This is a genomic window from Alphaproteobacteria bacterium (genome assembly GCA_004295055.1).
GTDB lineage: Bacteria > Pseudomonadota > Alphaproteobacteria > SHNJ01 > SHNJ01 > SHNJ01.
Genome location: SHNJ01000006.1, coordinates 1 through 26,978, shown reverse-complemented (window position 1 = coordinate 26,978; position 26,978 = coordinate 1). Strand labels below are relative to the sequence as shown.

At 48.1% G+C, this 26,978-nt stretch carries 31 protein-coding genes, 1 tRNA gene and 1 other RNA gene; 18 read left to right on the top strand and 15 right to left on the bottom strand.

All coding sequences use genetic code 11. The features are described 5' to 3' along the window. The first annotated feature begins 8 nt into the window (after nt 1-8). Nucleotides 9-743, top strand: coding sequence for a 3-deoxy-manno-octulosonate cytidylyltransferase (locus tag EYC62_00560; protein TAH37760.1), 735 nt, complete (start codon nt 9-11; stop codon nt 741-743). Nucleotide 744: 1 nt separating this feature from the next. Here the strand turns inward: EYC62_00560 and EYC62_00555 are convergent, their stop codons facing one another. Further along, entirely contained in the window at nt 745-1,635 is an 891-nt protein-coding gene (locus tag EYC62_00555) for a hypothetical protein (GenBank protein ID TAH37759.1), read from the bottom strand. Nucleotides 1,636-1,770: 135 nt separating this feature from the next. Between EYC62_00555 and ffs the strand changes: the two genes are divergently transcribed. The 4 genes from ffs (at nt 1,771) to recR (ending at nt 4,631) form a co-directional block, all read left to right on the top strand. Continuing rightward, an RNA gene (gene ffs, locus EYC62_00550) (signal recognition particle sRNA small type) lies at nt 1,771-1,866 on the top strand. Nucleotides 1,867-1,975: 109 nt separating this feature from the next. Then, entirely contained in the window at nt 1,976-3,718 is a 1,743-nt protein-coding gene (locus EYC62_00545; protein TAH37758.1) for a DNA polymerase III subunit gamma/tau, read from the top strand. Continuing rightward, a complete protein-coding gene (locus EYC62_00540; protein ID TAH37757.1) occupies nt 3,712-4,035 on the top strand; it encodes a YbaB/EbfC family nucleoid-associated protein in 324 nt (107 codons plus the stop codon). Before EYC62_00545 ends, EYC62_00540 begins: the two co-directional genes overlap by 7 nt. 2 nt (nt 4,036-4,037) lie before the next feature. Then, on the top strand, nt 4,038-4,631 hold the full coding sequence (gene recR, locus EYC62_00535) for a recombination protein RecR (protein ID TAH37756.1): 594 nt from the start codon (nt 4,038-4,040) through the stop codon (nt 4,629-4,631). Nucleotides 4,632-4,736: 105 nt separating this feature from the next. Here recR and EYC62_00530 read toward each other — a convergent pair whose 3' ends face one another. The 4 genes from EYC62_00530 to rmuC form a co-directional block, all read right to left on the bottom strand. Beyond that, the gene (locus EYC62_00530) at nt 4,737-5,282 is read right to left on the bottom strand and encodes a hypothetical protein (GenBank protein ID TAH37755.1); all 546 of its coding nucleotides are present in this window, start codon (nt 5,280-5,282) and stop codon (nt 4,737-4,739) included. Nucleotides 5,283-5,399: 117 nt separating this feature from the next. Continuing rightward, nucleotides 5,400-5,840: an NfeD family protein gene (locus EYC62_00525; protein TAH37754.1), complete on the bottom strand. Its 441-nt coding sequence runs from the start codon at nt 5,838-5,840 to the stop codon at nt 5,400-5,402. A gap of 3 nt (nt 5,841-5,843) precedes the next feature. Continuing rightward, on the bottom strand, nt 5,844-6,806 hold the full coding sequence (locus EYC62_00520; protein ID TAH37753.1) for an SPFH/Band 7/PHB domain protein: 963 nt from the start codon (nt 6,804-6,806) through the stop codon (nt 5,844-5,846). 65 nt (nt 6,807-6,871) lie between these two features. Then, the gene (gene rmuC / locus EYC62_00515) at nt 6,872-7,888 is read right to left on the bottom strand and encodes a DNA recombination protein RmuC (GenBank protein TAH37752.1); all 1,017 of its coding nucleotides are present in this window, start codon (nt 7,886-7,888) and stop codon (nt 6,872-6,874) included. Nucleotides 7,889-7,951: 63 nt separating this feature from the next. On the opposite strand from rmuC, the gene EYC62_00510 reads away from it, so the two are divergent. Genes EYC62_00510 through truA form a run of 3 tightly spaced genes read left to right on the top strand, consistent with a single transcriptional unit; the run spans nt 7,952 to nt 10,202 of the window. Next, entirely contained in the window at nt 7,952-8,509 is a 558-nt protein-coding gene (locus EYC62_00510) for a peptide deformylase (protein TAH37751.1), read from the top strand. Next, nucleotides 8,506-9,432, top strand: a complete 927-nt coding sequence (locus EYC62_00505) for a methionyl-tRNA formyltransferase (protein ID TAH37750.1) — start codon at nt 8,506-8,508, stop codon at nt 9,430-9,432. Before EYC62_00510 ends, EYC62_00505 begins: the two co-directional genes overlap by 4 nt. 32 nt (nt 9,433-9,464) lie before the next feature. Next, nucleotides 9,465-10,202 carry a tRNA pseudouridine(38-40) synthase TruA gene (gene truA, locus EYC62_00500; protein TAH37749.1) on the top strand — a complete coding sequence of 246 codons (738 nt, stop codon included), beginning with the start codon at nt 9,465-9,467 and terminating at the stop codon, nt 10,200-10,202. Here the strand turns inward: truA and EYC62_00495 are convergent. The 8 genes from EYC62_00495 to EYC62_00460 all read right to left on the bottom strand — a co-directional run bounded on the left by EYC62_00495 (nt 10,114) and on the right by EYC62_00460 (nt 16,211). Continuing rightward, nucleotides 10,114-11,091, bottom strand: a complete 978-nt coding sequence (locus EYC62_00495; GenBank protein ID TAH37748.1) for a hypothetical protein — start codon at nt 11,089-11,091, stop codon at nt 10,114-10,116. The genes truA and EYC62_00495 overlap by 89 nt on opposite strands. Nucleotides 11,092-11,136: 45 nt before the next feature. Continuing rightward, on the bottom strand, nt 11,137-12,324 hold the full coding sequence (locus EYC62_00490) for a succinyl-diaminopimelate desuccinylase (GenBank protein TAH37747.1): 1,188 nt from the start codon (nt 12,322-12,324) through the stop codon (nt 11,137-11,139). Next, nucleotides 12,324-13,022 (bottom strand): pyrimidine 5'-nucleotidase, encoded by a 699-nt coding sequence (locus EYC62_00485; GenBank protein ID TAH37746.1) that lies wholly within the window; start codon nt 13,020-13,022, stop codon nt 12,324-12,326. Before EYC62_00485 ends, EYC62_00490 begins: the two co-directional genes overlap by 1 nt. Then, entirely contained in the window at nt 13,022-13,672 is a 651-nt protein-coding gene (locus EYC62_00480; GenBank protein TAH37745.1) for a YihA family ribosome biogenesis GTP-binding protein, read from the bottom strand. Before EYC62_00480 ends, EYC62_00485 begins: the two co-directional genes overlap by 1 nt. Continuing rightward, on the bottom strand, nt 13,653-15,377 hold the full coding sequence (yidC, locus tag EYC62_00475; GenBank protein TAH37744.1) for a membrane protein insertase YidC: 1,725 nt from the start codon (nt 15,375-15,377) through the stop codon (nt 13,653-13,655). Before yidC ends, EYC62_00480 begins: the two co-directional genes overlap by 20 nt. A 12-nt stretch (nt 15,378-15,389) precedes the next feature. After that, nucleotides 15,390-15,620: a membrane protein insertion efficiency factor YidD gene (yidD, locus tag EYC62_00470; protein TAH37743.1), complete on the bottom strand. Its 231-nt coding sequence runs from the start codon at nt 15,618-15,620 to the stop codon at nt 15,390-15,392. A gap of 22 nt (nt 15,621-15,642) precedes the next feature. Further along, entirely contained in the window at nt 15,643-16,011 is a 369-nt protein-coding gene (rnpA, locus tag EYC62_00465; GenBank protein ID TAH37742.1) for a ribonuclease P protein component, read from the bottom strand. A gap of 62 nt (nt 16,012-16,073) precedes the next feature. Further along, a complete protein-coding gene (locus EYC62_00460) occupies nt 16,074-16,211 on the bottom strand; it encodes a 50S ribosomal protein L34 (GenBank protein ID TAH37741.1) in 138 nt (45 codons plus the stop codon). A gap of 129 nt (nt 16,212-16,340) precedes the next feature. Between EYC62_00460 and EYC62_00455 the strand changes: the two genes are divergently transcribed. The 5 genes from EYC62_00455 to EYC62_00435 all read left to right on the top strand — a co-directional run bounded on the left by EYC62_00455 (nt 16,341) and on the right by EYC62_00435 (nt 20,949). Further along, nucleotides 16,341-17,261: a hypothetical protein gene (locus tag EYC62_00455; protein TAH37740.1), complete on the top strand. Its 921-nt coding sequence runs from the start codon at nt 16,341-16,343 to the stop codon at nt 17,259-17,261. 58 nt (nt 17,262-17,319) lie between these two features. After that, nucleotides 17,320-18,693: a HAMP domain-containing histidine kinase gene (locus EYC62_00450; protein TAH37739.1), complete on the top strand. Its 1,374-nt coding sequence runs from the start codon at nt 17,320-17,322 to the stop codon at nt 18,691-18,693. 80 nt (nt 18,694-18,773) lie between these two features. Next, entirely contained in the window at nt 18,774-19,175 is a 402-nt protein-coding gene (locus EYC62_00445) for an aspartate 1-decarboxylase (protein ID TAH37738.1), read from the top strand. Nucleotides 19,176-19,179: 4 nt separating this feature from the next. Continuing rightward, the gene (gene panB / locus EYC62_00440) at nt 19,180-20,052 is read left to right on the top strand and encodes a 3-methyl-2-oxobutanoate hydroxymethyltransferase (GenBank protein TAH37737.1); all 873 of its coding nucleotides are present in this window, start codon (nt 19,180-19,182) and stop codon (nt 20,050-20,052) included. 12 nt (nt 20,053-20,064) lie between these two features. Continuing rightward, complete coding sequence (locus EYC62_00435; protein ID TAH37736.1) at nt 20,065-20,949, top strand: pantoate--beta-alanine ligase; 885 nt, start codon at nt 20,065-20,067, stop codon at nt 20,947-20,949. On the opposite strand, the gene EYC62_00430 is transcribed toward EYC62_00435, so the two are convergent. Together EYC62_00430 and EYC62_00425 are read right to left on the bottom strand one after the other, a co-directional pair. Next, nucleotides 20,950-21,414, bottom strand: a complete 465-nt coding sequence (locus EYC62_00430) for a xanthine phosphoribosyltransferase (protein ID TAH37735.1) — start codon at nt 21,412-21,414, stop codon at nt 20,950-20,952. It abuts the gene before it with no gap. 12 nt (nt 21,415-21,426) lie between these two features. Beyond that, on the bottom strand, nt 21,427-22,680 hold the full coding sequence (locus tag EYC62_00425) for a hypothetical protein (protein TAH37734.1): 1,254 nt from the start codon (nt 22,678-22,680) through the stop codon (nt 21,427-21,429). A 426-nt stretch (nt 22,681-23,106) separates the two neighbouring features. Here EYC62_00425 and EYC62_00420 point away from each other — a divergent pair. The 5 genes from EYC62_00420 to EYC62_00400 form a co-directional block, all read left to right on the top strand. Next, nucleotides 23,107-23,183 (top strand) — tRNA-Arg (locus EYC62_00420). A 114-nt stretch (nt 23,184-23,297) separates the two neighbouring features. Continuing rightward, nucleotides 23,298-23,705, top strand: coding sequence for a hypothetical protein (locus EYC62_00415; protein ID TAH37733.1), 408 nt, complete (start codon nt 23,298-23,300; stop codon nt 23,703-23,705). Between the two features lie 299 nt (nt 23,706-24,004). Next, nucleotides 24,005-24,451 carry a DNA-binding protein gene (locus EYC62_00410; protein ID TAH37838.1) on the top strand — a complete coding sequence of 149 codons (447 nt, stop codon included), beginning with the start codon at nt 24,005-24,007 and terminating at the stop codon, nt 24,449-24,451. Between the two features lie 5 nt (nt 24,452-24,456). Continuing rightward, nucleotides 24,457-24,663 carry a hypothetical protein gene (locus EYC62_00405; protein ID TAH37732.1) on the top strand — a complete coding sequence of 69 codons (207 nt, stop codon included), beginning with the start codon at nt 24,457-24,459 and terminating at the stop codon, nt 24,661-24,663. Nucleotides 24,664-24,678: 15 nt separating this feature from the next. After that, nucleotides 24,679-26,978 (top strand): hypothetical protein (locus tag EYC62_00400; protein TAH37731.1); only part of this gene is annotated, 2,300 nt, incomplete at its 3' end.

The following is a 26,978-nucleotide window of genomic DNA, read 5'->3' as shown; positions in this document are numbered from 1 at the left end:
GCCCGTCCATGCAGAATTTAAACCCGATTATTATTATCCCCGCCCGGCTGGCCGCAACGCGCCTGCCGAACAAGCCATTGGCCGATATTAACGGCAAACCGATGATTGTGCGCGTCTATGACCGCGCCTTGGCGGCCGATTTAGGCCCGGTTGTCGTTGCGGCAGGGGACAAAGAAATTGTTGATGTAATTACTAAGGTAAAAGGCAAGGCGATCTTAACGGACCCTGCCCTGCCATCGGGATCGGACCGGATCTGGGCCGCGATTCAATCGGCCGATCCAACCGGGCTGCATGAGGTAATTATCAACCTGCAAGGCGATTTGCCGGACATCGATCCGCACACCTTGCAAGCGATTTTAAATTTGATGCAAGATTCCAAGGTCGACATCGCAACCGCCGCCGCGCGCATTCCAAACCTGAACGAGGCGGAAAAACCGAACGTCGTCAAAATCGCCATGCACCAATATGGCAAACACAGCGGCCGGGCGCTGTATTTTTCGCGCAGCCTGATTCCGCATGGCGCCGGTGAACATTGGCATCATATCGGCATTTACGCCTATCGCCGCAAGGCATTGGAAAAATTTATCGCCTCGCCGCCAAGCGCGCTGGAGAGCCGCGAGAAACTGGAACAATTGCGCGCCCTGGAATTGGGATTGCGCATTGACGTGGCGCTGGTCGACCGGGTGCCGATTGCCATCGACACGCCGGAAGATCTAGAATTGGCGCGGAGATTGATAAAATAAATTAGCGCGTGTTAGTATTTTCGATTGCTTTTATGGCAGCCGCATCAACAGGCGCTGTTTTCGGCAATGCTGCTTCGGTTTTATCCGCAATTGCCCGAATCCGCTCATAAGCCTGATCGTCGGTCAAAGATTCGCCTGGGAATAGCGCTGAAAGACCCAAACCACCAGCGGCTTTTAAATGCTCTTTCAAAGGCAATGTCACATGATGCAAATGTGCCGGACTTGTCATGCTGGGGATTTCAGCAAGAATCAATTTCGCCATACTGAAATTCAAAGCCTGGTTATAGGCTATGATTCGTGCGGTTACATTCTCACCCTTTACGGAAGTTAAATCTACAGTACCGTTTTGCAAATAGCGTAGAGCGCGATCCGTATGACCAATTAAATTATTGAGTTGATCGTAATCGGTGGGATGCGGCGTATTACCCGCGACCACATCATGCACTGCCTGGACAAATTGTGTTTGCGCTTCTTTGATCGCAGTAACTACATCCGCGCGAACAGCTTCCAATGGGCGTCCGCTCCATTCAGCATAATATGGATCGGTACTTACCAATGCAAAACCGTCCGGCAATACTTCCAGCATTTTTTCAATTTTATATTTTTGTTCTATAGCATAATCATCCAAAGCCTGCGTAGTTGGCATCGCATCCATTCGCAGTCCGCCATCAACCGCTTCATAGGCCACCAGCCAATGATGATCACGAGCATTTTGGGTTTGAAGTTTTAATATTTTGTAGGCTGAATAAGCAGCCTTAATTGCTTCTTGGCGACTATTGTCCAAAGCGACTTGCTTCGCCTGTTCTTCGCGCATATGACCAATAACTGGAACACTGGCAATTCCACCTGCGATACCCAATGCAGCAACTATTCTCCAAACCGCTTTGGCCATGATTATTCTCCCTTATTTCAATGATATTCCTTTAATCCATGATTGTATCCTTTGCAAGAACGATATTCGGTTGAAAAGCCTGGATATTTCGATTCAGGCGTTGGCTTTGCGGGAAAATCTGCTATGTAAATAGGTGGAAAGTCGGTTGCGAAGACTTGTATCGCTAACCCGGCCAGGGCCGAGAGGCAGCAACCGTAACGAATTTCAGCCTGTTGTGATCGGCTTTCCACCCTACGCCGCGTTGCGGCTTCGGGTGGCAAGGCCACACGAAGCAAACATAAAGTGTGGGTGTCCGCCAAAGCCTTGGCGAAGGCGGACTGGATCAACAGCAGGGTTAGCCATGAGTCTTTTTCCAGAAATCGAAAATCAAAAAGAATACCGCGTTCTGGCGCGCAAATACCGCCCGAAAAATTTCGATGAATTGATCGGCCAGGAAGTTCTGGTCAAAACCCTATCCAACGCCATTCAAACTGGCCGGATCGCGCATGCGTTCATCCTAACCGGCGTGCGCGGCATCGGCAAAACCACCACCGCCCGCATTATCGCCCGTGCCTTGAATTGCGAAAAAGGCCCGACCATTACCCCATGCGGCACATGCGAAAATTGCGTGGCGATTGGCAATGACCGGCATATCGATGTGATGGAAATGGACGCCGCATCGCGCACCGGTGTTGACGATATTCGTGAAATTATCGATGGCGTGCGGTACCGCCCTACCTCGGCCCGTTTTAAAATTTATATTATCGACGAAGTCCATATGTTGTCGAAAAACGCATTCAACGCGTTATTGAAAACATTGGAAGAACCGCCGGAATCGGTGAAATTCATCTTTGCGACAACCGAGATCAACAAAGTCCCGGTCACGGTTTTATCGCGTTGCCAGCGTTTCGATTTGCGGCGTTTGGACGCCGAAGGGCTGGCGAAGCACTTGCAAAACATCGCGCAAAAAGAATCCTGCACATTGGATGATGGCGCCGCCGCTTTGCTGGCGCAAGCCGCCGATGGATCGGTGCGCGATGGATTGTCATTATTGGATCAAGCGATGGCGCATGCGTCCGGCGCCGTAAATGCCGATCAGGTGCGCGGCATGCTGGGCCTTGCGGATCACAGCGAGATTTACGAATTATTGGATATGGCTTTGTCGGCAAAAGTGGCGGAAGCCCTTTCCCTTTGCCAAAAATTATACAATGCCGGCGCGGATGCACTCATGCTTGCGCAAGAATTGTTGCGCGCCACCCACGCCATCACCCGCGCCAAGGTGACGGGCGAATATGGCGCGATGATTTCAGATACCGAGCGTAAAAAACGCCAGGCGATCGCCGAACAAATCGGCATTGCGCCATTAACCCGCGCCTGGCAAATGCTGTTAAAAGGCATTTCGGAAATTCAAACCGCGCCAAATCCGGCCATCGCCCTTGAAATGGTGTTGATCCGCCTATGCCATGCGGCCGATATCCCAAGCGTATCGCAATTGCTGGAATCCGGCGCGGCGAATGCGCCAGCGCCAAGCGTGACCGCCAATACGCCGCCATCGAACCCAAGCGGCGGCGGTGGATCTTATACATCGGCGGCGATTACATCCGCGCCGGTTTCGACGCGCGCGGTGGCTAGCGATCGCAATTTAGCCTTGGCGCCAACGATTGGCGTCGAATCCAGTTTGCAATTACATTCTTATCGCGATGCGGTGCAATTATTCGCCGAAAAACGCGAAATGATTTTGTATCACGATTTATACCATAACAGCCATTTGGTGAATTTTGCGCCAGGCAAAATCGAATTGCGCGTCGGCGAAAAAGTCCGCCAGCCGAATTTCGTAAATCAGGTTGGAAAATTATTGGGCGAATGGACCGGCCAGCGTTGGATGATTTTAGTATCGCAAGATAAAGGCGCGCCAAGCTTGCAACAACAAGACCAAGCCAAACAACTGGCCCTGGTCGAGCAAATGGAGCAGCATCCGACCGTAATGGCGGTGATCAAGCAATTTCCGGGTGCGAAAATAATATCGGTACGCGAACGCGCCGAACAAACGCCAACGGCAACAGCCGAATCTGAAACCATGGATGATGAGGGTCTTTTATCATGAATATTGCCGGTATGATCAAGCAAGCGCAACAAGTGCAAAGCAAAATCCAGGCCTTGCAGGAACGCATGGCCGATGTTGAAACCACCGGCGCATCCGGCGGCGGCGTGGTACAAGTGACCTTGAACGGCAAGGCCGAATGCCGCCGCGTTAAAATCGATCCAACGCTTGTTACCGCGGGCGATGTCGGCATGATCGAAGATTTAGTGGTCGCGGCCTATACCGACGCCAAAAACAAAGTCGAAAAAAACCTGGCCGACGAGATGGGTAAAATCACCGGCGGATTGAACCTGCCGCCTGGCATGAAATTGCCGTTCTAATCATGCAATCGCCTGAATTAGAAAAATTGATCGCTTTGCTGGCCAAACTGCCCGGTCTTGGACCGCGGTCGGCGCGGCGCGCGGCGTTGCATTTATTGAAAAAGCGCGAAACATTGCTGGAGCCGTTAATCGCTTCTATGCAATATGCCAATGACCATATCGGATCTTGTAAAATTTGCGGCAATGTCGACACCATCGATCCATGCAGCCTTTGCCAAGATCAGCGCCGCGATCAAGGATCGATTTGCGTTGTCGAAGAAGTGGCGGATTTATGGGCCATCGAACGCGCGCATGCCTATCAAGGTCTTTATCATATTCTGGGCGGAACCTTGTCGGCGCTGGATGGAATTGGTCCCGACGATTTGCATATTCAAAAATTGATCGAGCGGGTGGAACACGGCAATATCCGCGAAGTGATTCTGGCGACCAATGCGACGATTGCCGGACAAACCACCGCGCATTATTTAACCGACCGGTTGCAGGGATTGAACGTTAAAATCTCCCGCCTGGCATACGGCGTGCCGATGGGCGGCGAGCTGGATTATTTGGACGAAGGCACCTTGACCACAGCGCTGGCCGCACGCAGACCTTTTTAAATCAAGGGTTTTAGATTTACGATATTCCAACTTTAAAAGGTCAATTAGTTCGCGCGCGGAGCTAAGCTCCGCGTTTACCTGATAGCAAAAAAACACCGATCTAAATTACCGCGTTCTTTGAAGTTCGTTTAGTTTAGTCAACGGATCTGGATTTGCAGCGTCGCTGCCGAAATTTGAACCGGGATTATATTGACCCGATAAAGGATCATAACCGCCGACCTTCCAACCATTTCCGGTGGTTGGCAATGCCGGTAACGGCTGGTTATTCCATAATTTAGATTGTTCTTCTTGCGCGGCTGTATAGAAAAAGACCGAAACGGTAGTGGCCACTATAGCCGCAGCAGTCGCTACAACGCCGATTGTCCAAACTCTCATACGCCGAGCGGCAATAATACCGTCAAGCCGCTCTATGTCTTCGGGTAATCCCACCTTAGCAGGCTCCGGGTTGCCATACACTTCTTGCCTATGCCAGATGCCATCACTTTTGTATAATATTAAGCTGTAATCTGGGCTGAAGACAAAATCACGGCCGCCCTGTGCTGCAATCTGTCTGCGCAATTTATTTGCCAACGGCCGCATTGCCTGGTTTCTTAAAGCCATACCTTCTTCAAAATGATATATTCCGGTGGTTGCCGCGCTATCGCTACCCATGCTATTTCTCCCTATTGTTTTGAGAAATTATACAAAGTTTCCTTAAAAAGGAAATAGTATAATTTCAGGGGCGCAACAATCCCTGGATTATTTATGTAACTTATTGATTTTTATGTGTTATTTCCGAACCCGAAGTGTGGTCGATTGGGCGCTTTCAATGGTTACAACGGTCTGTTCCGGGCAATCCGGGCCTTCGGCGATCCAGGCACCATCGCCGACCCGCACCCGGCCACGGCCATCCTTGATCGCTTCGATTACAATGCCGGTTCGGCCAATCAATTGCGCGGCGCGGTTATTCAAATTTGGATCGTCGCTTTGCGTTGGATATTTTTTGATATAAGCCTTCCAACCGGCGGCAAAAACAAAAGTAAGAATGGCAAAAACGGCAAGCCGCGGGGTTAATCCCATGTCCGGCGATATTATCGCCAAAACGCCGATACACGCCGCGGCAATTCCCGGCCAAATAAAAAAGAATGTCGGCGAGACGACTTCCATAATAATCAAAATGGCGGCCAGCGTAAACCAGCCCCAATGAATATGTTCGGAAATCAGATCCATGAATTATCCGCTTTTAAATAAATTTTCTTTGACGCTGCCGTCTTGATTCGCCGCCTGTTGTTGCATCGAATTTTTGACGATCTCGGTAATGCCGCCCAACGCGCCGATCACGCCGCTGGCCTCGAGCGGCATGAAAATAACTTTTTGGTTGTTGGCGCTGGCCATTGCGCCAAGCGCATCGATATATTTCTGCGCGACGAAATAATTGACCGCATGGACAGAGCCGCGATTGATGGCTTCGCTGACCGACATAGTCGCATGCGCTTCGGCGTCCGCCGCGCGTTCGCGTGCCTCTGCGTCGCGGAATGCCGCTTCTTTGCGGCCTTCGGACGCCAGAATCATAGACTGTTTTTCGCCTTCGGCGCGCAAGATATCGGCTTGGCGCTGGCCTTCGGCATCCAGGATCGACGCGCGTTTATCGCGTTCGGCCTTCATTTGCCGCGCCATCGCATCCACCAGATCGCGTGGCGGCGAGATATCTTTAATTTCAACGCGGGTAATTTTCACGCCCCATGGCGCGGTCGCCTCGTCCACAACGCGCATCAATTGCACATTGATCCGGTCGCGTTGCGACAATAATTCGTCCAAATCCATCGAACCCATCACGGTACGGATATTGGTCATGACCAAATTCAAAATGGCGTTGGCGAGATCGTTGACTTCGTAAGCGGCCTTGGCGGCATCCAATACCTGAAAGAATACCACGCCATCGGCCTTGACCATCGCGTTGTCTTTGGTAATGACTTCTTGTTCCGGAACATCCAGTACGGTTTCCATCATGCTGATGCGCGCGCCAACACGGTCCACGAACGGCATAATGAAATTTAAGCCTGGTTCCAAGGTGCGAATATACCGGCCGAATCGCTCGACGGTAAATTGCCGGCCTTGGGGGACGGGTTTAACACTGGCATATACCAGCACCATGACTAAAGCGACAAAGACCAATACAAAAATAAATGCTTCCATACTATGGCTCCCGTTGTAATAACGTTTCCGTATTAGCACAAAACCCGCACAAATCCAAGGGTTTATTACTCAACCACTTTTAAAACCGCAATAGGCTGGGATTCCTGATTTTCGGGCAATGATGTTTCAACATCGACAATTTTATGGCCGCGGCGGGAAATTTTATCCACGCTGACGCCCATTTGGCGCAAGGCTTCCTCGCTCTGCCCGAAATAATTTTGCAACTTGCCCATTCTATCTTGCAGCCGCGCAATATCGTCGAACAGCAATTTTACTTCCGCCTGAATCAAATTGGCTTGTTCGCGCATTTTTACATCGCGCATGATCGCACGCAGCGTATTCAATGTCGCCATCATGGTGGTCGGCGATACGATCCATACGCGCTGCGAATAGGAATATTCCAGCAAATCTTCGAAATTGCTGTGCAATTCGGCGAATACCGATTCCGATGGAATAAACATCAATGCGGAATCGGCGGTGTGGCCGGTGACAATATATTTTTGCGCGATATCGTCGATCTTGCGCTTGATGCTTTGGGTAAAACTTTTACGCGCGATTTTCAATTCGTCGTCATTCGCCGCATCTTTCATGGAGCGATAGGCATCGAGCGGAAATTTCGCATCAATGCCGATCGGTCCCGGCGGGTACGGCATATGCAATAAAAAATCGACGCGGGCGCCGGATGGCATCATATGCTGAATCGCAAAAGCGGAGGAAGGCAGCACCGATTCCAGCAAATTTTGCAACTGCACTTCGCCGAACATGCCGCGGGTATAATTATGCGCCAGCACATCTTGCAAGCTGACAACCTGCGCCGATAATTGCGAAATTTTTTCCTGCGCCGCATCGAATACCGCCATGCGGGTTTTCAAATCGGTCAAACGGTCTTCAAGGCCCTTGCTGATATTGCGTTCCTGGCCCTGCAATTGTTCGGATAAAACGCGCTGTAATGTGGCTTGCTGCTCGGCCAAAAGGCTGATTTTGCCGGAGATTTCGGCATCCGGTTTTTTACCGCGCAATACTGCGAACGCAAGGGCCGCAATTGCCGCCAACAGAGCCAAAAACATCAAATTGATCGTCATTTGCCAGCCTCTTTCGCGCCTATCCAGTTGCCAGGGTTTCGATTTACCCTTATATCATAATCCATGACTTTACTGCCAATCTTAATTATGCCGGATCCGATACTGCGCGCGGTTGCAAAGCCGGTTGCCAAAATAACCAAGGAAACCGAGCGGTTATTGGACAATATGCTGGCCACCATGTATGACGCGCCGGGCATTGGCCTGGCCGCGCCGCAAATTGGCGTCGGCGAGCGGTTGGTGACTATTGATCTCGGCGAGCGCGGTGGCGCGGAAGACGGCAAGATTTCCGATCCCATGAAAATGATCAATCCGGAAATTATCTGGAAATCCGAAGATACAAGAATTTACGAAGAAGGATGTTTATCCATCCCCGGCATTCACGCCGAAATCGAACGGCCTTCGCGCGTCAAATTACGCTATATGGATGTTGCCGGCAAAAACCGGGAAATCGATGCGGACGGATTGCTGGCGACTTGCATTCAACATGAATTGGATCATTTGAACGGGGTTTTGTTCGTCGATTATTTATCGAAGTTAAAACGCGATATGATTACGCGCAAAATGATCAAACTGAAACGCGAATTGGCGGAATCCCCGCCCGATCCAAAGCACGACTTATGAACCCTATCCGTTACGCCTTCATGGGCACGCCGGAATTTGCCCAAAAATCCCTGGCCGCATTATGTGAAGCGGACATAAGGCCTGTGGCAGTGTATACCCAGCCGCCGCGCCCATCGGGCCGCGGTCAGCAATTGCAAAAATCGCCGGTGCAAATATATGCCGAATCGCAAGGTATTCCGGTATTGCATCCGGAAAATCTGAAATCTGCGGAAACTCAAGCTGAATTTAAAAATTTTAATTTGGATATTGCGGTGGTGGCGGCGTATGGATTGCTATTACCGCAAGCGATTCTGGATGCGCCGAAAATGGGATGCATCAATATTCATGGATCGTTATTGCCGCGCTGGCGCGGCGCGGCGCCGATTCAACGGGCGATTTGGGCCGGCGATGCCGAAACCGGCATTGGATTGATGCAGATGGAAAAAGGATTGGATACCGGTCCGGTCTTTATTCAGAAATCCATTCCCATCGACAGCAAAATGATTTTTGGCGAGCTGCACGAAAGACTGACCAAATTGGCTGCGGAAATGATTGTCGAATATTTGCCGAAAATCGCGGCCGGGCAAATGAAGGCGCAAGCGCAAGATGAATCGCGCGCTAATTACGCGCATAAAATCACCAAACCGGAAACCAAAATCGACTGGAATAAAAGCGCCGCCGAAATCGAACGGCAAATCCGCGCCTTGGCGCCATTTCCCGGCGCCTATTTCGAATATAATGGAGAGCGGATTAAAATCTTCAGCGCCGATATTCATCATTTGCGTGGCGACAAACCCGGCACAGTTATCAGCGATGATTTGAATATCGCAACCGGCGAAGGAATTTTATCGCCCATTATATTACAGCGTCCTGGGAAACAGCCCATGACCAAACAAGAATTCTTGCGTGGATTTAAGATTCCGATGCATTCCGTATTGCTTTAAACCCAAAACCCTAACCCCAAAACCCTGCCCTTATGAACCGCTATAAAATTATCATAGAATATGACGGCACGCCGTTCGTGGGATGGCAGCGGCAGAATAACGGCACATCGGTGCAAGGTTGTTTGGAAGAAGCGATTTATAAATTCTGCCAGGAACGCGTTACCGTAACCGGCGCGGGACGCACCGATGCCGGCGTGCATGCGTTGAGCCAGGTGGCGCATTTCGATTGCGCGCGCGATTTGGATTCTTTTAAAATATCCGAGGCGTTGAATTTTCATCTGCACCCCCACCCTATCGCCATTTTAGGGGCAGAAAAAGTGGATGAAAACTTTCATGCGCGATTTTCAGCCAAGGAACGTTCTTATATTTACCGCATCGTCAACCGCCGTGCGCCGTTGGCGGTCGATCGCAATCGCGCCTGGCAAATTCCGCTGCCGTTGGATGCCGAAGCGATGCAACAGGCCGCACAGCATTTGGTTGGCACCCATGATTTCAGCACTTTCCGCGATTCGGAATGCCAGGCGAAATCGCCCATCAAGACTTTGCATGAAATATCGGTTGCACGGGATGGCGAAAATATTTCCGTGTTTGTCCGCGCCCCTTCATTCCTGCATCATATGGTGCGCAATATCACGGGATCTTTGGTCCAAGTGGGATTGGGAAAATGGGGCGTGGAAAATTTTATCCGCGTTCGGGACGCGAAGGATCGAAAAGTTGGGGGCCCAACCGCGCCCCCGGACGGGTTGTATTTTTTAAAGGTTTCATACTAACTGGCGCTGACCGAGGCATCATTTCCGGCGCATGCAATAATGGCCAAAGGCCGGGTTTCCCAATAAATTGCAACAAGCACATCAATGATTCATCCGGCGTTGTCGGATTTTGCGCGGACTCCATCATTAAATCCAAGCTCGATAATCCCTGCGCTATCTGCATGCCAGCTTCGGTAATGCCTTGGCATAACGCCAGCCAACCCAGGGCGCGGTCTGGATTCAAAACACCTTGATGGGCGCGATATTCTGCGGTTTTGTAACCTCTGAATTTCACAGCCGGTTTTGCATTAGGCCAAGTGAATAATTTTTCCAAATCATCTTCATTGCACCGATTGATTTCATCACAAACCAATTGAAGGGCGAAGCGTCCATCCTTGCCGGGTTCGAAATAATCCCGCAATGGCCGGGAATAACGATGGCGATATGGGCGCGGACGAATAATGGAATCGATTCCTGGTTCAAAAACAATATAAATTTCGGTGATCGCTTTTTTAACGGCTAACCGCAAAGCTGGATTTTCCCAAACATCGCGCAAATCCATTTGAACCTGCAAATTGCTGGTATCATTGACCAATGCGCCATGATCGAACATGGCCTGCATGACTTCGGCGATGTCTTGCCATCCATTTGCGCCTTGGGATATTGGCGATGCCAATTCAAACACCGCATCCGGCGGCAAATGTGAACCGGCCTTGACGGTATCGTCATGCATAATTTGCCAAAACTCGAAACGATTATCTGGCGGGGTTTGCGGCGCGGTCATGCCACAGCGCAATAAAACGGGCCGCGATGAATCCATAAGAATAGAATTCGCGCGATATGGATCGAAACCCACCGCTTCGATTTCAACGCCAAAGGCGCGATCCGATAAAAAATCTGTTCCGTCCATAGATTTGGATTGTAGAAACTATCTTTTAGAGAAACAATTAATAAATTAGGCGAATAGGCGTTTTAATACGCGTTCGTAAATATCGGCTAACTTATTCAAATCATCCACTTTTACCCGCTCATCGACTTGATGAATGGTTTCCGATGTTACACCGCATTCGACGACATAGGGGCAAATATCGACCACAAAGCGCCCGTCGGATGTGCCGCCAGCGGTGGTGCATTCTGGCGTGCGGCCGGTGACTTCGCAAACCGCATCGGTGATCGCGGATAAAAACGGGCCTTTGGGCGTTAAATAGACGCCGCCCGAAAAATCCATATCAAGATCATATTGCCCTGTTCCCAAATGTTGATCGCAAAGATTTCGCAAATGCGCCGATAAAGTTTCCTTGGTCCATTCCGAATTCCAACGCACGTTAAAACCGAACGTGACTTTGTTGGGAACCACATTGGTGGTGCGATTGGGCAGATCGACGATGTTTACTTCCAACCTGGATGGGGCGAAATATTCATTGCCCTTATCCAAATCCGTGCCGCTGCATGCGGCGATAAATTTACCCATGCGCACAACCGGATTATCGAACCGTTCGGGATAGGCGATATGGCCTTGTTTGCCGTGCACGGTGCAAGTTGCATTCATGGTGCCGCGGCGGCCATTTTTAATTTCTTCGCCCATGGTTTTTGGGCTGCTCGGCTCGCCGACCAGGCAATAATCGAATGCGATGCCGCGTTGTTTCAACCACGGAACTATTTTTGGCACGCCATTGACGGCATAGGATTCCTCGTCGCCGGTAATAATCAAACTGATGCGTGCCGAATTCTGATTGGCAGGAATAAATTTTTCCAGCGCCGCAATAAAGGACGCGATGTTGCCTTTCATATCCGATGTGCCGCGGCCGTATAAAAAACCATCCGCAATTTCGCCGCCAAACGGATTGAATTTCCACGCCGATACGTCGCCGGGCGGAACCACATCGACATGGCCGGTAAAATTCAAATGCTTGCCGTTACCCGCGCGTTCGGCATATAAATTCGGAATGCTGGGAAATCCAGGCTGATCGAACACAATCCGGTGGCATTCAAACCCCAATTTCTTCAACGGTTCTTCCAATAAATCCAAGCACATATTCAACGCATCGGTGCGGGATTTCAATTCCTGCGCGCCGTCATTTTTCGATGGGGTGATGCTGGCTTGCTGTACCAGTTTTTGAGTGAGAAGAACGGGATCGGTCATTATTTTTTATCCAAAGTTAAAAGAGCGTTTTGCAGAAATTGCAGCATATCATCGGTTTGATAATGAATATAGGGTAAAATATCGTCCGGAATCGGAATTGCAAAATCCGGATGATGCGCTCCGTGCTGTAAATAAACCGTGGTTATGCCCAATTGCGCCGCTGGAACCAAATTGCGCGCCACATCGTCCATGAATAAAGACTGGCTTGGGTCAAGGCCGAAATAGGAAATCATTTTACGATAACTGTCCGCCTGAGGCTTGGAAATGAAATCCGCCGCCGCCAAATCAAAAACTCCGTCAAAATAATCCGCTATTCCCATCGTTCCCAAGACTTTGTCGGCGTGAAAGCGCGGCGAATTGCTGTAAATATATTTTTTGCCCGGCAGGCGGGACAGGCATTCCGCCAGCGCCAGATCGTGTTTCAATCCGGTATAATCGATATCGAAAACATAATTCCAATAATGATATGGATCGATTTTATTTTCCTCGACCAAACCGGATAAGGTCGTTCCATATTTCAAATACAAATCTTTCTGGATTTTTCGCGCCGCATCGTAATCAACGCCGAATTTATCCATGATATAGCGCGGCATGCGCTGGTCGGCTTGTTGCTGGATATTGGCGTCGACCGGATAGATGGTATTATCGAGATCGAAAATCCAATTTTGAATCTCCTGCATCGGCCGGTTTTTGGGCATTAGGACTTTACCATCCGGTAAATATGCGCCTGCAAATCGTCGATACAGGTTTTGGTTTTGCTGCTGACCAGCATGGGTGGCAATTGCATGGTGGAAAATTCATCCGCCACATCCGCCGCCGATTGCATCAAATCGCCGATGGCATCGCGTTTGATTTGATCGCCTTTGGTGAAAATCACCTGAAACGGCGTTTCGGTCTGATCCAGCAATTGCATCATCTGAATATCGGATTCTTTGATGCCATGGCGCGCATCGACCAATACAAAAACCACCCGCAATTGATCGCGGCCAATTAGGTATTGCGGCAAGAACTTATCCCAGTGTTTGCGCGATTCGACCGGCACCTTGGCATATCCATATCCAGGCATATCGACCAAGATCAAGCGGTCGCCAAGGCTGAAAAAATTCAATTCCTGCGTGCGGCCTGGCGTGTTGGATACCCGCGCCATGGTTTTATTGCGCACCAGTGCATTCAATAAACTCGATTTGCCAACGTTAGAGCGTCCGGCAAAGGCGATTTCCGGCCAGCGCAATTGTTGCAAATCCTCGATTTTAGAAACACCGCGCATAAATTTGCACGGCGCGGAAAAAAGCGTTAATCCGCCTTTATATTCCGCCGCCGTGAATGGTTTAGACGGGTTTGTGGGCATCGGGTCCTATTTTATGACGCTTGATGGCGTATTGCTGCAAGATGCCGAGCAAGTTGCTCCACGACCAGTAAATCACAAGACCGGCCGGGAAACTCGACAACATAAAGGTGAACAAATATGGAAACAGGCCGAACACCACGCGTTGCGCGCTATCCATTGGCGCCGGATTCAATCTTTGTTGCAACCACATGGTAAAGCCCATAATAATCGGCCATGCTCCCACATGCAGCGGGATGAATAAGAAATAAGCCGGCGGCGCCCAATCGATCAAACCGAATAAATTAAAGATGGTGGTGGGATCTGGGGCCGATAAATCATGAATCCAGCCGAAAAACGGCTGATGCCGCATTTCGATCGAAACGAACAATACTTTATATAACGAGAAAAATACCGGAATCTGGATGAAAATCGGCAAGCATCCGGCCAGCGGGTTGATTTGGTTTTTCTGATAAAATGCCGCCATTTCCTTTTGCAGGCGCAGCGGATCCTGGCCGTATTCTTCGCGCAATTTGATCAACTCCGGCTGCAGTTCCTTCATCTTATTCATCGTATGATAGGATTTATTGGCAAGCGGAAACATCACGCCCTTGACGATTACGGTCAAAACCAGGATCGCGATGCCGAAATTTCCGAGCAGCGTGTACAAGAAATGCAGCAGCAAGAAAAACGGCTTGGTCAGAAAATAATACCAGCCGAAATCCACCGCCAGATCAAAGCGCGGAATATTCGATTCTTTTTCATACCGGTCCAATAATTTGACTTCTTTTGCGCCGGCGAAAAACCGGTTGACCGCGGTTGCACTTTGCCCCGGCGCGATTTTTTGTTCCGGCAGAGTATAATCGGTTTGATAGCGGTCGTCGTTTTTGACCTTGCTATAAGCAAAACGCGCCTTGATCGGTTGATCGGCCATTGGCGATAATGCCGCCAGCCAATATTTATCGGTAATGCCCAGCCAGCCGCCGGTCGAGGTGAATTCTTGTTTTTGCGTTTCGCGGATATCTTTGTATCTTGTTTCCTGCAATGTGCCGTCAAGCACGCCCAACAAACCTTCGTGCAAGACAAAGAAATCGCGGCCATGATGTTCATAGTAACGCGCGATCAATGCGTATGGAACTAAAGATACTGGCGTATTGCCTTTGTTGCGCACGGTTTGCGTAACCGTGATCATATAATCCTGATCCAGCGTATAGGTTTTTTGAAATTCCAAACCCTGGCCATTATCATAAGTCAAAGTCACCGGCTGTGCCGCCGTCAGTTCGGTTTTATCGGCGCGCCAAATCGTATCGCCATTCGGCAAAACCGGATTGGCATCGCCGGTTTTAACCCAGCCAAATTCGGAATAATATCCGGTCTTGGTATTTTCCGGCGACAGCAAGACAATATTCGGGCTGGTTGGATCGACCGTTTCCCGGTAATTGGTCAAAGTCACGTCATCGATCCGGCCGCCTTGCAAATTGATCGAACCCGAAATGCGTCCATTATGAAACGCAACGCGTTTAACGGCATTCATGGACGCCGCCCGTTCTACCACGGGCCGGCTGTTTTTTTCTATTTCCTGTTGATGCGCCACATATTCTTGTTTGCTGGTTTCTACATAAGCGCGTTGCTGCGCGACAATCGTCGGCTTGAAGGCGATTTCAAACACGCCCAGAATAATGGCCGACAACACAATGGCGAGAACTAGATTTTTTTGTTCGCTTTTCATTAGAAACCTTTTTTAATTTTTTGCAGTCAAATCTGGAACCGGATCATATCCATGCGCCGCGCCGGGATGGCAGCGCAACAAACGGCGCATGATTAAATAACCACCGCGCCAAACCCCATGTTTTTCAATCGCCAGCGCGGCATATTCCGAACAGCTTGGATGGTAACGGCAGCATGGGCCGATCAATGGCGAGATTACCAATTGATAAAACCGGATCGGCAGAATGGCGAGTTTGGATAACATGAATTCCAGGATAATATAGATTCTAGACACTAAGTTTTAAGCGGCGCAACGCCGTCTGTAAATCTTTTTCCAGCACATCGAAATCGCAGGCATTTGTGGAATTGGTGGCCACCAATACATAATCATGCGTGGACGGGGCGCAATTGGTAAGGCATTTTCTGGCCAGGGCGCGCAGACGGCGTTTGGCGCGATTGCGCTTAACCGCGTTACCGACCTTGGCGGCGCTGGCGACATAACCCAACCGCGGCGGCGAATCAGGCGTATGTTCTTTAGCAAAAATACCCAGATTCTTGGTGAAAAACCGCGATCCCGATTTATAAATCGCCTGAAACTCGCCATTCTTCCGAAGGCTGGTCCAAGGTTTAATGGCTAAAGCGGCGGATTTTTTCATGAGCCCTAAATAAAATTGCAGGAACAGGTCCTGCAATGATATCTCATCCTATTAAGGCGAATTTACGCGCTTAATGTTTTGCGGCCTTTTTTGCGGCGACCGGACAATACTTTACGGCCACCAACGGTTTCCATGCGTTTACGAAAACCATGACGGCGTTTGCGCACCAGTTTGCTGGGCTGATATGTTCTTTTTGGCATAATATTAACTCCCTACCTATGCATCCCCACCCTTGCGGAGGTGCAAAACGTTGCAATTGCTATATTTTAAGCTTCGCTGGTATACTGGTTTTTGCCCTATAAGTCAACCGCCCTCAAAGATCTAAAATCATGGAATTTGCCCTAAAATCCTTGTCTTTTGCGCTAATTTTAGCCCTGGCACTAGGCTGTTTCGACCGTTATGGCTGGATTTTCGATTTATGCGTTCATTGGTGGATTCTGGGCATAATCGCCGCCATTGCCTTAGCCGGTTTTGCTTGGTTTTATAATATCAAACCCCTATGCGGAATATTGATTGCCGTCGCCGTTATTACGGGCACCTTATTGTGCATTCAACATGTGCCGATCATGCCCCGCGGCTCGGGAGAGGCTTCGTTGCGGGTATTGAGTTTTAATTTGTGGCACGAAAATAAAAAATACGGCCAAGTCCTGGAATACCTGCAAACCAGCAAAGCCGATGTCATTGTTCTGGTTGAAGGAACGCCGGATTGGGCCGAGGCATTAAAACCTTTGCTGGGTATATACCCATATGTTGTACAACAACCGGAAGCGGATTTTTATCATGGAATGATTTTTTCCAAATTTCCGATAACCGTAAAAAAAGCCGTGCCGATGCCCGGATCACCGGCTGCCTTGGCGCAATTGCAAACCCCGTACGGCCCCATCACCGTTATTGGAATTCATACGCCCGCGCCAATGAAGCTGCACCATTTTCGAATGCGCCAAAAACATATCGCCATGTTGGCCGCATTGGTGAAGAAGCAAACGAACCCCGTAATCATTGCCGGCGATTGGAATGCGACGCCATGGTCCTATACCATGCGCGATTTTGCAAGCGGCACTGGGTTAAAATTGGCCAATACTTTACCAGCAAAAAATACCTGGCTGCTGACCATTCCCGGTCTTGGTCTATCGATCGACCATATTTTTGCAACTCCCGATTTCAAGCTGCAACAAATGGGCATAAGTCCTTATTTAGGATCGGATCACCGCGCCATTTGGGCTGATTTTACAGCACCTTCGGCCAATTAGTTTCCGAAAGCCCGGTTTTTATGGCATAATTCAACAATTATTCTGAATATATCATTTCATGAATCAAGGTTTTTTCGACAGTCTTTCGTTGCGCGTTCTGGTTTTGACGGTTGCTTTTGTAATCGTCAGCGAGGCGATTATTCTGGTCCCATCCATCGCCCGGTCTTATCAACTGACCTTGCAGCAAAAAATCGATGGCGCATTCTTGGCCAGCACTTTTCTGAACGCTCCCGCCGGCAACAAACTAAACCGTCCGGATTTGTTGAAAAATCTGGATGTAATATCAATCAGCTATTCCCGGTATTACGGCGACCAGACGGTCATTGGTCCGCCAACCCCGGCGGACTATGAAATAAAGTTGAACGACACGCCAATTCTGGAACTGGCTAAATTGGCATTCCATGTCTTATGGGATGAGGAATCCCGCATCATGCGCGTCAGCGGTTCTCCGTCAACCGATGCCACAATTGATATCGGCATCGTGGTCAGCGAACAAGAAATCCGCCAGCCTTTGGCGGAATACACCAACCGCAATATCCAGTTGTCGGTCAACGTGGCATTAATTACCGCTATTCTGGTTTTTGCAGCCCTGCAATTTTATATGGTTGGACCGATGCAACGCATCACCGCCGCCATGACCGCGTTCCGCCTTGATCCTGAAAACCCCGACAAAGCCATCCACCCCAGCAACCGGCAAGATGAAATCGGCATTGCCGAACGCGAATTGGCGCATATGCAGCAGGGTTTACGGATGGCTTTGCGCCAAAAAGCGCGATTGGCGGCGATGGGCGCGGCGGTGACTAAAATCAATCATGACTTGCGCAATATTTTATCGACCGCGCAATTGGTATCGGACCGGATTGCGGCGATTGACGATCCGAATGTGCAAAAACTGACGCCGCGATTGCTGTCTTCGATCGATCGCGCCACGGATTTATGCGAAAACACACTGCAATTTGCCAAAGAAGGCATTCCGCAAATCGAACGCAGCAAGTTTCCATTATATGGCTTGGCGCGGGAAGTGGCGCAAAGCATCAGCTTGCAAGACGACAGCAATTTGATCGATATACAAATCCCCAATGATTTATTCGTCGATGCGGATCGCGATGAATTATTCCGCGTATTTATCAACCTGATTCGCAACGCATTCGAAGCGGGCGCCAAACACATCACCGTGACAGCCGAACAAAATGACAATGGCACATCCATTCGCATTGCCGACGATGGACCAGGATTGAAACCAACGGCACGGGAACGCTTGTTTCAGCCATTTGCAGGGTCTACCCGCAAGGGCGGCACCGGGCTGGGCCTTACCATTGCGCGGGATTTAATGCGCGCCCATGATGGAGACATTGAATTGCTGGAAACGTCGTCCAAAGGCACAGTATTTTTGCTAACTTTGCCTGCTCCGCGCCCGTCCCTGGATGCTTAAATCTTGCTTTTGCAAGGCGATAATATAGTTCATTTATAGGGTTAGTTCTGCTATTTTTCTTGTACTGCTGAGGAGGCTATATGGCTAAAAAGCGCCTGATGTTTAAATCCAAAATTCACCGCGCCACGGTGACCGAAGCCAATCTGGATTATGAAGGCAGCGTCACCATGAGCAGCGAGTTAATGGCTGCCGCCGACATCATTGAAAATGAACAAGTACATGTTTGGAACATTACGCGCGGCACGCGATTGCAGACCTATGCCATTTGCGGCGAAAAAAATAGCGGCGTGATTTGCATTAATGGCGCAGCCGCGCATTTAATGCAAAAAGGCGATACCGTCATTATCGCAACCTTCGAAGAAATGGATGAATCCGACGCCGTTCAACATAAGCCAAAAGTGGTTTTTGTCGATGAAAACAACAAAACGACTTCCATCTCCAACCAAGAAATTGGCGGACCCAATATCCGCATAGCATCGTAACGTCATGAGCAAAATTACCGCACTTCATTCCAAGAAAACCGTTCCAGCCATTCGCGCACAAAAAGGCAAGCAGCCTATTGTCACATTGACCGCATACACGACGCCTATGGCAAAAATTCTGGATCCGCACGTCGATATTTTATTGGTCGGCGATTCGCTTGGCATGACTATGTATGGATACCAAACCACCATGCCGGTCACATTGGATATGATGATCCAACATGGCGCGGCCGTTGTGCGCGGCGTCAAACAGGCGTGCGTAGTAATTGATATGCCTTTTGGCAGTTATCAGGAATCGAAGGAAACCGCTTACCGTAACGCCGCACGGGTAATGGCGGAAACCGGATGCGATGCGGTTAAATTAGAAGGCGGCGAGATCATGGCCGATACCATTCAATACCTCACCTCGCGCGGGATTGCGGTGATGGGTCATATTGGATTATTGCCGCAATCGGTGCAATCGCTGGGCGGTTATCGCGCGCAAGGCACGAACGATAATGCGGCCATTCAATTGAAGAAAGACGCAAAAGCCGTTGCAAAAGCCGGCGCATTCAGCGTCGTGATCGAAGCCACGGTGGAATCGGTGGCGCGCGACATTACCAACATGATCGATATTCCAACGATCGGCATTGGCGCCTCGCCTGCATGCGATGGGCAAGTATTGGTGATCGACGATGTTCTTGGCATGAACAATGATTTTGTGCCGCGATTTGCCAAACAATACGCCAATCTGGAATCCTTGATTGGCAAAATAGCCGGAGAATATGCGGATGAAGTACGTACCCGCAAATTCCCGTCGACCGAACACTGTTTTGGCACTAAGCCGAAAGCCGAAATTGCTAAATCCAAAAATAAAACCGCAAAAAAATCCAAATAACAGGATCGTATGATGACCACTGCCGCCAATATCGTCAGCAATACCAATACAGCTACCTGCACCACCGTTGCGCAATTGCGGCAACATATCAAAGCCTGGCAAAAGCAAAATCTGACCGTCGGTTTTGTGCCAACCATGGGGGCTTTGCATGTTGGGCATATGAGTTTAGTGGAAATAGCGAAAAAAACCTGCGATCGCGTAGTGGTCAGTATTTTCGTCAACCCAACCCAATTTAACCGTCCGGACGATCTCGCCAATTATCCCCGCCTGATCGATCAGGACATGGAAAGATGCCGCAATGCGGCGGCGGATTTGGTATTTCATCCGGATGTAAAAGAAGTTTATCCCGGCGGCTATAATTCCAAAGTGCAAGTCGGCGATATTACCGGCCGATGGGAAGGCAATTTCCGCCCAGGCCATTTCGATGGGATGAGCACTGTCGTTTGCAAATTATTCAATATGGTCACGCCAACCCATGCTTTTTTTGGCGAGAAAGATTTTCAGCAACTGCAAGTCATCCGCGCCATGGTGCGGGATTTGAATATTCCGATTGAAATTATCGGCTGCCCTACTATCCGCGAAAAAGACGGGCTTGCCTGTTCATCGCGGAACATGTTGTTAAAGCCGGAACACCGGGCCATTGCGCCGGCTTTTTATGCAAGCCTGATAGCCGCGGCCAAAAGTTTGCGCGCCGGTGAAGACCCCGGCAAAGTCAGCGTCGATATCATGACCGAATTGCGCAAGGCGGGATTTGATAAAATCGATTATATCGGCGTTGCGGACAACGACATGCTGCAACCATTGACCGCGCCAGCCAAATCCGGCCGCATCCTGGGCGCGGCATGGCTTGGCAACGTGCGGTTGATAGACAATATCGATATTAACGAAGGCGCCTAATTACCAAAACTTGGTGTCTTCTTCCCATGGCAAATGAATCCATGTGTCCTGGCTGACTTCGGTGACAAAAGTGTCGACCAATGGTTTGCCCAGCGGCTTGGCATACACCGTGGCGAAATGCGCCTTCGGCAACATTTCGCGAATCACCTTCGCCGTAGCGCCGGTATCGACCAAATCATCGATGATCAATAATTTTTCGCCGCTATGGCTGATTTTTTTCAGTATTTCTACTTTATTGGATTGGCTGCGGTCGGCCGCATAGCTTTCCAGACAGACCGTATCGATATATCGCACCTGCAACACCCGCGAAATAATGGCGGCAGGCACAAGACCGCCACGCGTCACCACCACGATTCCATCGAATGGACCGCGTTCGGCCACACGCCACGCCAAAGCGCGGCAATCGCGTTGGACTTCGTCCCACGATACTGGAAATATTTTTTTGGAAGTGCTGGATTCGGCCATGGGTCTTGGAAATTAGCGCACGTATAAATGCACTTCGTTTACGTCCACCGACGGGCTGCTTTTGCTGGAAATGGTAATGCGTTTTGGCGACAAACCCATATCGGTCAAAGAACGCATCACTTGCTCTGCCTGTTTACGCGAACTGGATGTGCCCAGCGCTTGAAATGCCGGATTGCCACGGCCAGGCGACACGGAAACCACGTTGAATTGCGCGTCCGGTTTACGTTCCAAAGCCTTGCTGAGCGCGGTATATAGTTCGCGTTCATACGGAACGTTCGGACGGTCAAAACGAATAACGACCAGCGGTGCAGAGGTGCTATCCACTAAGCTTTGGGATATAACCGGCTGCACCGCGGAATCAAAAGGGCGGGCACTCGGCAATATCATGCTTGGCGCAGACATTGCTCCTTTGTTCGACAGGCTGGTGCCATACAATTCGCCATTCTTCACCGCCATGGATAATGCGGTCAAATTGCTGCGCTCGGAACTGACATAGCTGGTTTGACGAGCGACGTCTTCGCTTAATTCCCGCAACAAACGCTCTACCATGACCAGCGAGCGGTTAATATCGTCTTCCATAATGCGTAATTGGCGGTGATCTTCATCAACCGCGCCCGAAATGCTGTACGCGGTTTTTACCGACTCCAACATAAAATTGGCGACGCTGGAATTCGCCGCAACCATGGTCGCAACGTTATTCAATTTGCCGACATTTTCATTGATATGATCGAGCTGTGTTTGCGCTTCGTTCCATTGCTGCACCAGAATCGGATTGCCTGGCGTTGTGCCAACTTGCAACCGCGCGCTGATTGCGGCGACAAGTCCGTGATAGCCCTGGCTTAAAACTTCGGTTTCTTGACGGATCAGGCGAAACTGGTCGCTGTTGGCTTGAACATTGGCTTGTAAATTCGACAACTCGCCGCGCATCGCTTCGACCTTCATGCCAACCTCGGTGCCGGTCATTGGACCGGGGGTCGGCGGGATCATGCTAAATTGCGGCCCGGCATACGTGGGCGCGACATACGGCATTGGCGCGAATTCGCCAATTCCGGTGCCGGTGCCCGATGCAGCATAGGCGGCGGCAGGAGAATAATTGTAATAAGACGCGTTCGCCGGAACATTTGGTGCGGCGGCCGGCGTAAATTGCGATGGTGGCGTTTGATCTGTATACCACCAAGAAGGGGTGGACATATTGCTGCAACCGGCCAACATCGTGCAGGCGGCAATCATGGCCAATTTTGGGGTCCAACGGGTAAGGGAAATCATTGTGTATTTCTCGCGAAAATATTTGGACAAAGACAGGCGCGGTCTCCCCCTTAAGGGCAGCCGCAAAAATCAAAGGCGATATTAACCAAACAATACCGGAACCACAAGCCCGATCATGGGGGATAAAGCAGAAAAATCGAGCCAATACGATTATTTAGCGGATATTTTGGGGGGTCCAAGCGTGGTTAAAAACCGGATTTTGAATTGAACCGGCGCCGTTTTGAAGGCGTTCCGCAACGATGATTGGCGGAAATGATAAAAATACTTGCCAAAAGAGGTGTTTGTGGGTAACTTCACGCCTCTTTCAAAGGCTGGGCGTTGGGTTTTTACCCCGATTACCGTCCGCCGAAAACGGATTGCACCCGTAGCTTCCCGCTTCGCCCGTTGGGCTTCGCAGGACAAGTGATTGGGTGGCAAGACAGGATTGCACCCGTAGCTCAACTGGATAGAGCATCTGACTACGGATCAGAAGGTTTGAGGTTCGAATCCTCACGGGTGCGCCATATTTTACAAGGGTTTTTTGCAAATCCGCCGAAATCCGAAAAAATCCAGAGTTACCAATAAGTACCCTCGCGATTCTTCTCCCTTAGGTCGATAATAATTAGTGCATATCGGGGTTGAAAATCTCGAATTTTTGCTCAATAATTTTAAATACAGGAGAAGGGTTAATGACAACATTTTACAATTCCGCCGGACAAGCATTGGCATATACCGAAGATGATGAGCACATCTTTTTATTTTCGGGGGAACCAGTTGCTGTAATTTACGAAGATTCTATTTATTCCTTTACCGGAAAACATCTTGGATGGCTCGACAATGGCTGGATTTATGATCAAAAAGGCCAAGCCGCGTTTATGACCGAGCATTCCAAATCTGGCCCCAGCCGCCCGACCAAACAATTATCTCCACTTAAATCATTAAGGCGATTAATGCCATTAAAGGGGTTACGAGCTCTCAAGCCTTTAAAGCCGCTTAAATCTTTGTCTTGGTCCGTATTATCAAGCAAGGATTTTTTTGAAAATTAATGCTGGCCGAAATATCAGAAAATGCTTTTCTAAACGGACTTTCATTAAATGAAGCCTGCTTTCAATGCGCCGCGCCACAATTAATTCAAAAATATAAGGCCGCAAATAATATTAATCCTGGAAAAATCAAACCCGCTAATAATGCCCAGGAGCTTTTAAACGGTTTAAATGCGCTTATTGGTGGAATAGTCCCCACCCTGCAATCCCATAAAAATGCTTTATCAGCTATTAGGGCTGATATTACTGACCAAATTAAACGGGGTGATTTAATTCCGTATGGCTACCAATCCCCGCGCCGTATGACCGATAAACCCTTTAAAATTCCGCCGGATTTATTTTTAAATGGTGAAATTGATTGGGAGAAGTCTGAATTAAAAAATAAAAAATTGGAATTTGAAGGAATCCGGTTATTACAGGATATAAATCCAATTATCGATATCCAGCCGGAATATATAGAAAATACGGGAAAATCCAATAACCCAGAAAAATTCAAAAATAATATCCTGCCATTAAATAAATCCAAAAAATTAGAAAAACCTAAAAAACCCGATTTTAAGAATCCCGATTTACACATTAACGAAAAAGACGCTGCCGAATTTCTTGGAATTTCGCATCGGACATTACAAGGAATGCGCTACAAAGGCGACGGACCTGAATATGTGAAATTAAAAAAGGCTATCCGCTATAAAATCGCGGAATTAAATAAATGGGCGCAGAGCAATAAAAAGAGGAATACTTCGGAGTAATTCAAATGACGACCGAGAAAAGCACAAAAATTGTGCATCTACCTGTTTCAAACTGGATTGAAGATTGCATAAGGAATGCGGTGGCAAACTCTCAACTAAAAAATACAGACTTGGCTCCTTTGATTAGCTCTTTAATTAAAGAAAAATTATGCAAGGAAAACCTGTCTCCCAGAGACTTGCAAAGTCTCGCATCTCAAATATTAAAAATATAATTTAATGAGATCGTTATGAGAATTAGTAATTTAAGCTTGGAATGGTTTAGGGGATCAGCAGAGCGAATATCCCTAGAGACCCGACAAAAGTCAGTAGTTATCTACGGAAATAATGGTTCTGGAAAGTCTACATTCGTGGATGCAATTGAATATTGCTTAGAAGAAGGAAGAGTGGATCATTTGTGCAATGAATATAGTGGCACGAAACAAGAAAAAGCCCTCATAAACACCAAAAAACCCGCCGATAAAAAGGCTATTATTAAACTTACATTTAGCAATAGCTATGTACAGTATCAAATTGCTGATAATGGCTCAGCTCAGAAAGATGACGAGAAAAATCTAAGGGTGGAGGAATGGGATACACATAGAATTGTATTGCGTCATAACAATCTAAGCAATTTTATAAATTCAACTAAGACAGAAAAATATAACACTTTACTGCCCTTGTTAGGGCTGGAATTCCTAGAAATTGCCGCAGAGAATATAAAAGGTATATCCAAAATTATTGAGAAAAATTTTAACAATAGCAGCACAACACAGAAAATTAACCTTGTAGAAGATGAATGGAGAAAAATATTCGGTGATAAAGACGACCAAGGAATATTGGATGATATTATTAACTTAATAAAGAATTATGGCTACCCGGATTATACAGCCACAAACCTATTAGAGGCTGCTCAAAAATTAAATGACGATTTAGAGGCCAAGTTAGAAAATTCAAATAATTCTATAAAGGAACATTCCGCATTCATAGCTGCATACCAAACGAGTAATTTGCAAACGGTCGATGATTATAAGAAGATAGATTTCTCAGTATTAGGAAATCTTGGCTCCTTCATTGAGGATAGGCTTTCAATTCTGCAATCCTCGTCTACATATGCTCAAAAGATTAGTGGTCTAGAGCAAATTGAATGCCCATCTTGTGGCAAAGAAATACCAACCGAAGAATATAAAAACCAAGTTGGGAAAGAAATTAAGAGATTAGAGCTGGCTCTTTCTATCTTAAATCAGAAACGTAAAATATTGTCCACGCTCGCCAAAAATCTGGAAAATTTAATAAAAGAAATTTCAGCGCCGATTTTATCAGATTGGTTAAATGCCCCCTCTCAAGAAAATATTAAAGCGATTATTGCTACTATCAAGAATTACAATCTAGAAGAATTGCAAAAAGAAATAACAGAAGAGCAGTTAGCGTATTTAGAGAACAATCTTAAAATCGTATATAACGTCCTCAAAAAGAAAGCCGAGGATGCGCCGCCTCAAGCAGCCAAACTTTCTGCTGACATACATATTGCTAAAATAGCTCTATCTAGAATTGAACTGAATAAACTAGTTGCAATAAAAAATAACTACGTTGATACACATAATTTCCTAATCGCTGTTGAACAGGAAATAAGAAATCATATAAAAAATCTAACTAACGACCGAATTAGCGCTATTAGCTCGGATATTCAGAAATATTGGGAACTATTACATCCCAACAAACCCATTAAAGAAATCAAATTATATATCCCGCCAGAAAATATAAAGGGTATAGATATAGCTCTAGAATTCTATGGCAAAAAACAGGATTCGCCCAGACTGACGCTCTCCGAGGGCCATAGAAATAGTTTAGCACTCTGTATTTTTCTGGCTTTGGCTAACCAAGGGAAAGAAGCCGACAAGCCTATCGTACTTGACGATGTTGTTATAAGCTTTGACCGTGATCACAGAAGTCAAATACATAAGCTTCTACAAGAAGAATTTAGCGATAGACAAGTCTTAATTTTTACTCATGACAGAGAATGGTATACGGAGTTAAGAACTTTGTTACAGGGCGGAAATTGGGAATTTAAATATTTAATGCCTTGGCAATCGCCAGAACAAGGAATTACATGGTCACAGACCGGAAGTTTAATAGCGGAAGCAAAAGAATACTTAAATACAAATCCCGAAATTGCTATCAATCGCGCACGATCGCATATGGATATTTTTATGCCAATTGTGGCTGAGAAAATATATCTAGAAATGCCTTTTTTAAAAGGGGAAAAAAATGACATGAGAACCGCCTCTCCTTTTTTAGATAAAATAATAAGTAAATCTACATCTTATCAAATAAGGCAAGGCGATAAATACGAGCCTCTTGGAGCTGTTAAGCCTGAGTGGGAGGATACAAGAAATCTCTTAGTGGCTTGGGCAAATAGAGGAAGTCATGGCAAGCCAGTTACTAAAGAGGAAGCCGAAGAATTTATTCTTTCGTGTGAAACCACTATTCAACTTTTCTATTGTGGCTCTTGTAAGAAACCTATTTGGGAAGCGATTAAAAAAAATAAAAA

Bases quoted from the DNA above. Each gene is read 5' to 3' on its own strand.
- EYC62_00560 (TAH37760.1), top strand. From the start codon at position 9: ATGCAGAATTTAAACCCGATTATTATTATCCCCGCCCGGCTGGCCGCA.
- EYC62_00555 (TAH37759.1), bottom strand. From the start codon at position 1,635: ATGGCCAAAGCGGTTTGGAGAATAGTTGCTGCATTGGGTATCGCAGGT.
- EYC62_00545 (TAH37758.1), top strand. From the start codon at position 1,976: ATGAGTCTTTTTCCAGAAATCGAAAATCAAAAAGAATACCGCGTTCTG.
- recR (TAH37756.1), top strand. From the start codon at position 4,038: ATGCAATCGCCTGAATTAGAAAAATTGATCGCTTTGCTGGCCAAACTG.
- EYC62_00530 (TAH37755.1), bottom strand. From the start codon at position 5,282: ATGGGTAGCGATAGCGCGGCAACCACCGGAATATATCATTTTGAAGAA.
- EYC62_00525 (TAH37754.1), bottom strand. From the start codon at position 5,840: ATGGATCTGATTTCCGAACATATTCATTGGGGCTGGTTTACGCTGGCC.
- EYC62_00520 (TAH37753.1), bottom strand. From the start codon at position 6,806: ATGGAAGCATTTATTTTTGTATTGGTCTTTGTCGCTTTAGTCATGGTG.
- rmuC (TAH37752.1), bottom strand. From the start codon at position 7,888: ATGACGATCAATTTGATGTTTTTGGCTCTGTTGGCGGCAATTGCGGCC.
- EYC62_00510 (TAH37751.1), top strand. From the start codon at position 7,952: ATGACTTTACTGCCAATCTTAATTATGCCGGATCCGATACTGCGCGCG.
- EYC62_00505 (TAH37750.1), top strand. From the start codon at position 8,506: ATGAACCCTATCCGTTACGCCTTCATGGGCACGCCGGAATTTGCCCAA.
- truA (TAH37749.1), top strand. From the start codon at position 9,465: ATGAACCGCTATAAAATTATCATAGAATATGACGGCACGCCGTTCGTG.
- EYC62_00495 (TAH37748.1), bottom strand. From the start codon at position 11,091: ATGGACGGAACAGATTTTTTATCGGATCGCGCCTTTGGCGTTGAAATC.
- EYC62_00490 (TAH37747.1), bottom strand. From the start codon at position 12,324: ATGACCGATCCCGTTCTTCTCACTCAAAAACTGGTACAGCAAGCCAGC.
- EYC62_00485 (TAH37746.1), bottom strand. From the start codon at position 13,022: ATGCCCAAAAACCGGCCGATGCAGGAGATTCAAAATTGGATTTTCGAT.
- EYC62_00480 (TAH37745.1), bottom strand. From the start codon at position 13,672: ATGCCCACAAACCCGTCTAAACCATTCACGGCGGCGGAATATAAAGGC.
- yidC (TAH37744.1), bottom strand. From the start codon at position 15,377: ATGAAAAGCGAACAAAAAAATCTAGTTCTCGCCATTGTGTTGTCGGCC.
- yidD (TAH37743.1), bottom strand. From the start codon at position 15,620: ATGTTATCCAAACTCGCCATTCTGCCGATCCGGTTTTATCAATTGGTA.
- rnpA (TAH37742.1), bottom strand. From the start codon at position 16,011: ATGAAAAAATCCGCCGCTTTAGCCATTAAACCTTGGACCAGCCTTCGG.
- EYC62_00460 (TAH37741.1), bottom strand. From the start codon at position 16,211: ATGCCAAAAAGAACATATCAGCCCAGCAAACTGGTGCGCAAACGCCGT.
- EYC62_00455 (TAH37740.1), top strand. From the start codon at position 16,341: ATGGAATTTGCCCTAAAATCCTTGTCTTTTGCGCTAATTTTAGCCCTG.
- EYC62_00450 (TAH37739.1), top strand. From the start codon at position 17,320: ATGAATCAAGGTTTTTTCGACAGTCTTTCGTTGCGCGTTCTGGTTTTG.
- EYC62_00445 (TAH37738.1), top strand. From the start codon at position 18,774: ATGGCTAAAAAGCGCCTGATGTTTAAATCCAAAATTCACCGCGCCACG.
- panB (TAH37737.1), top strand. From the start codon at position 19,180: ATGAGCAAAATTACCGCACTTCATTCCAAGAAAACCGTTCCAGCCATT.
- EYC62_00435 (TAH37736.1), top strand. From the start codon at position 20,065: ATGACCACTGCCGCCAATATCGTCAGCAATACCAATACAGCTACCTGC.
- EYC62_00430 (TAH37735.1), bottom strand. From the start codon at position 21,414: ATGGCCGAATCCAGCACTTCCAAAAAAATATTTCCAGTATCGTGGGAC.
- EYC62_00425 (TAH37734.1), bottom strand. From the start codon at position 22,680: ATGATTTCCCTTACCCGTTGGACCCCAAAATTGGCCATGATTGCCGCC.
- EYC62_00410 (TAH37838.1), top strand. From the start codon at position 24,005: ATGACCGATAAACCCTTTAAAATTCCGCCGGATTTATTTTTAAATGGT.
- EYC62_00405 (TAH37732.1), top strand. From the start codon at position 24,457: ATGACGACCGAGAAAAGCACAAAAATTGTGCATCTACCTGTTTCAAAC.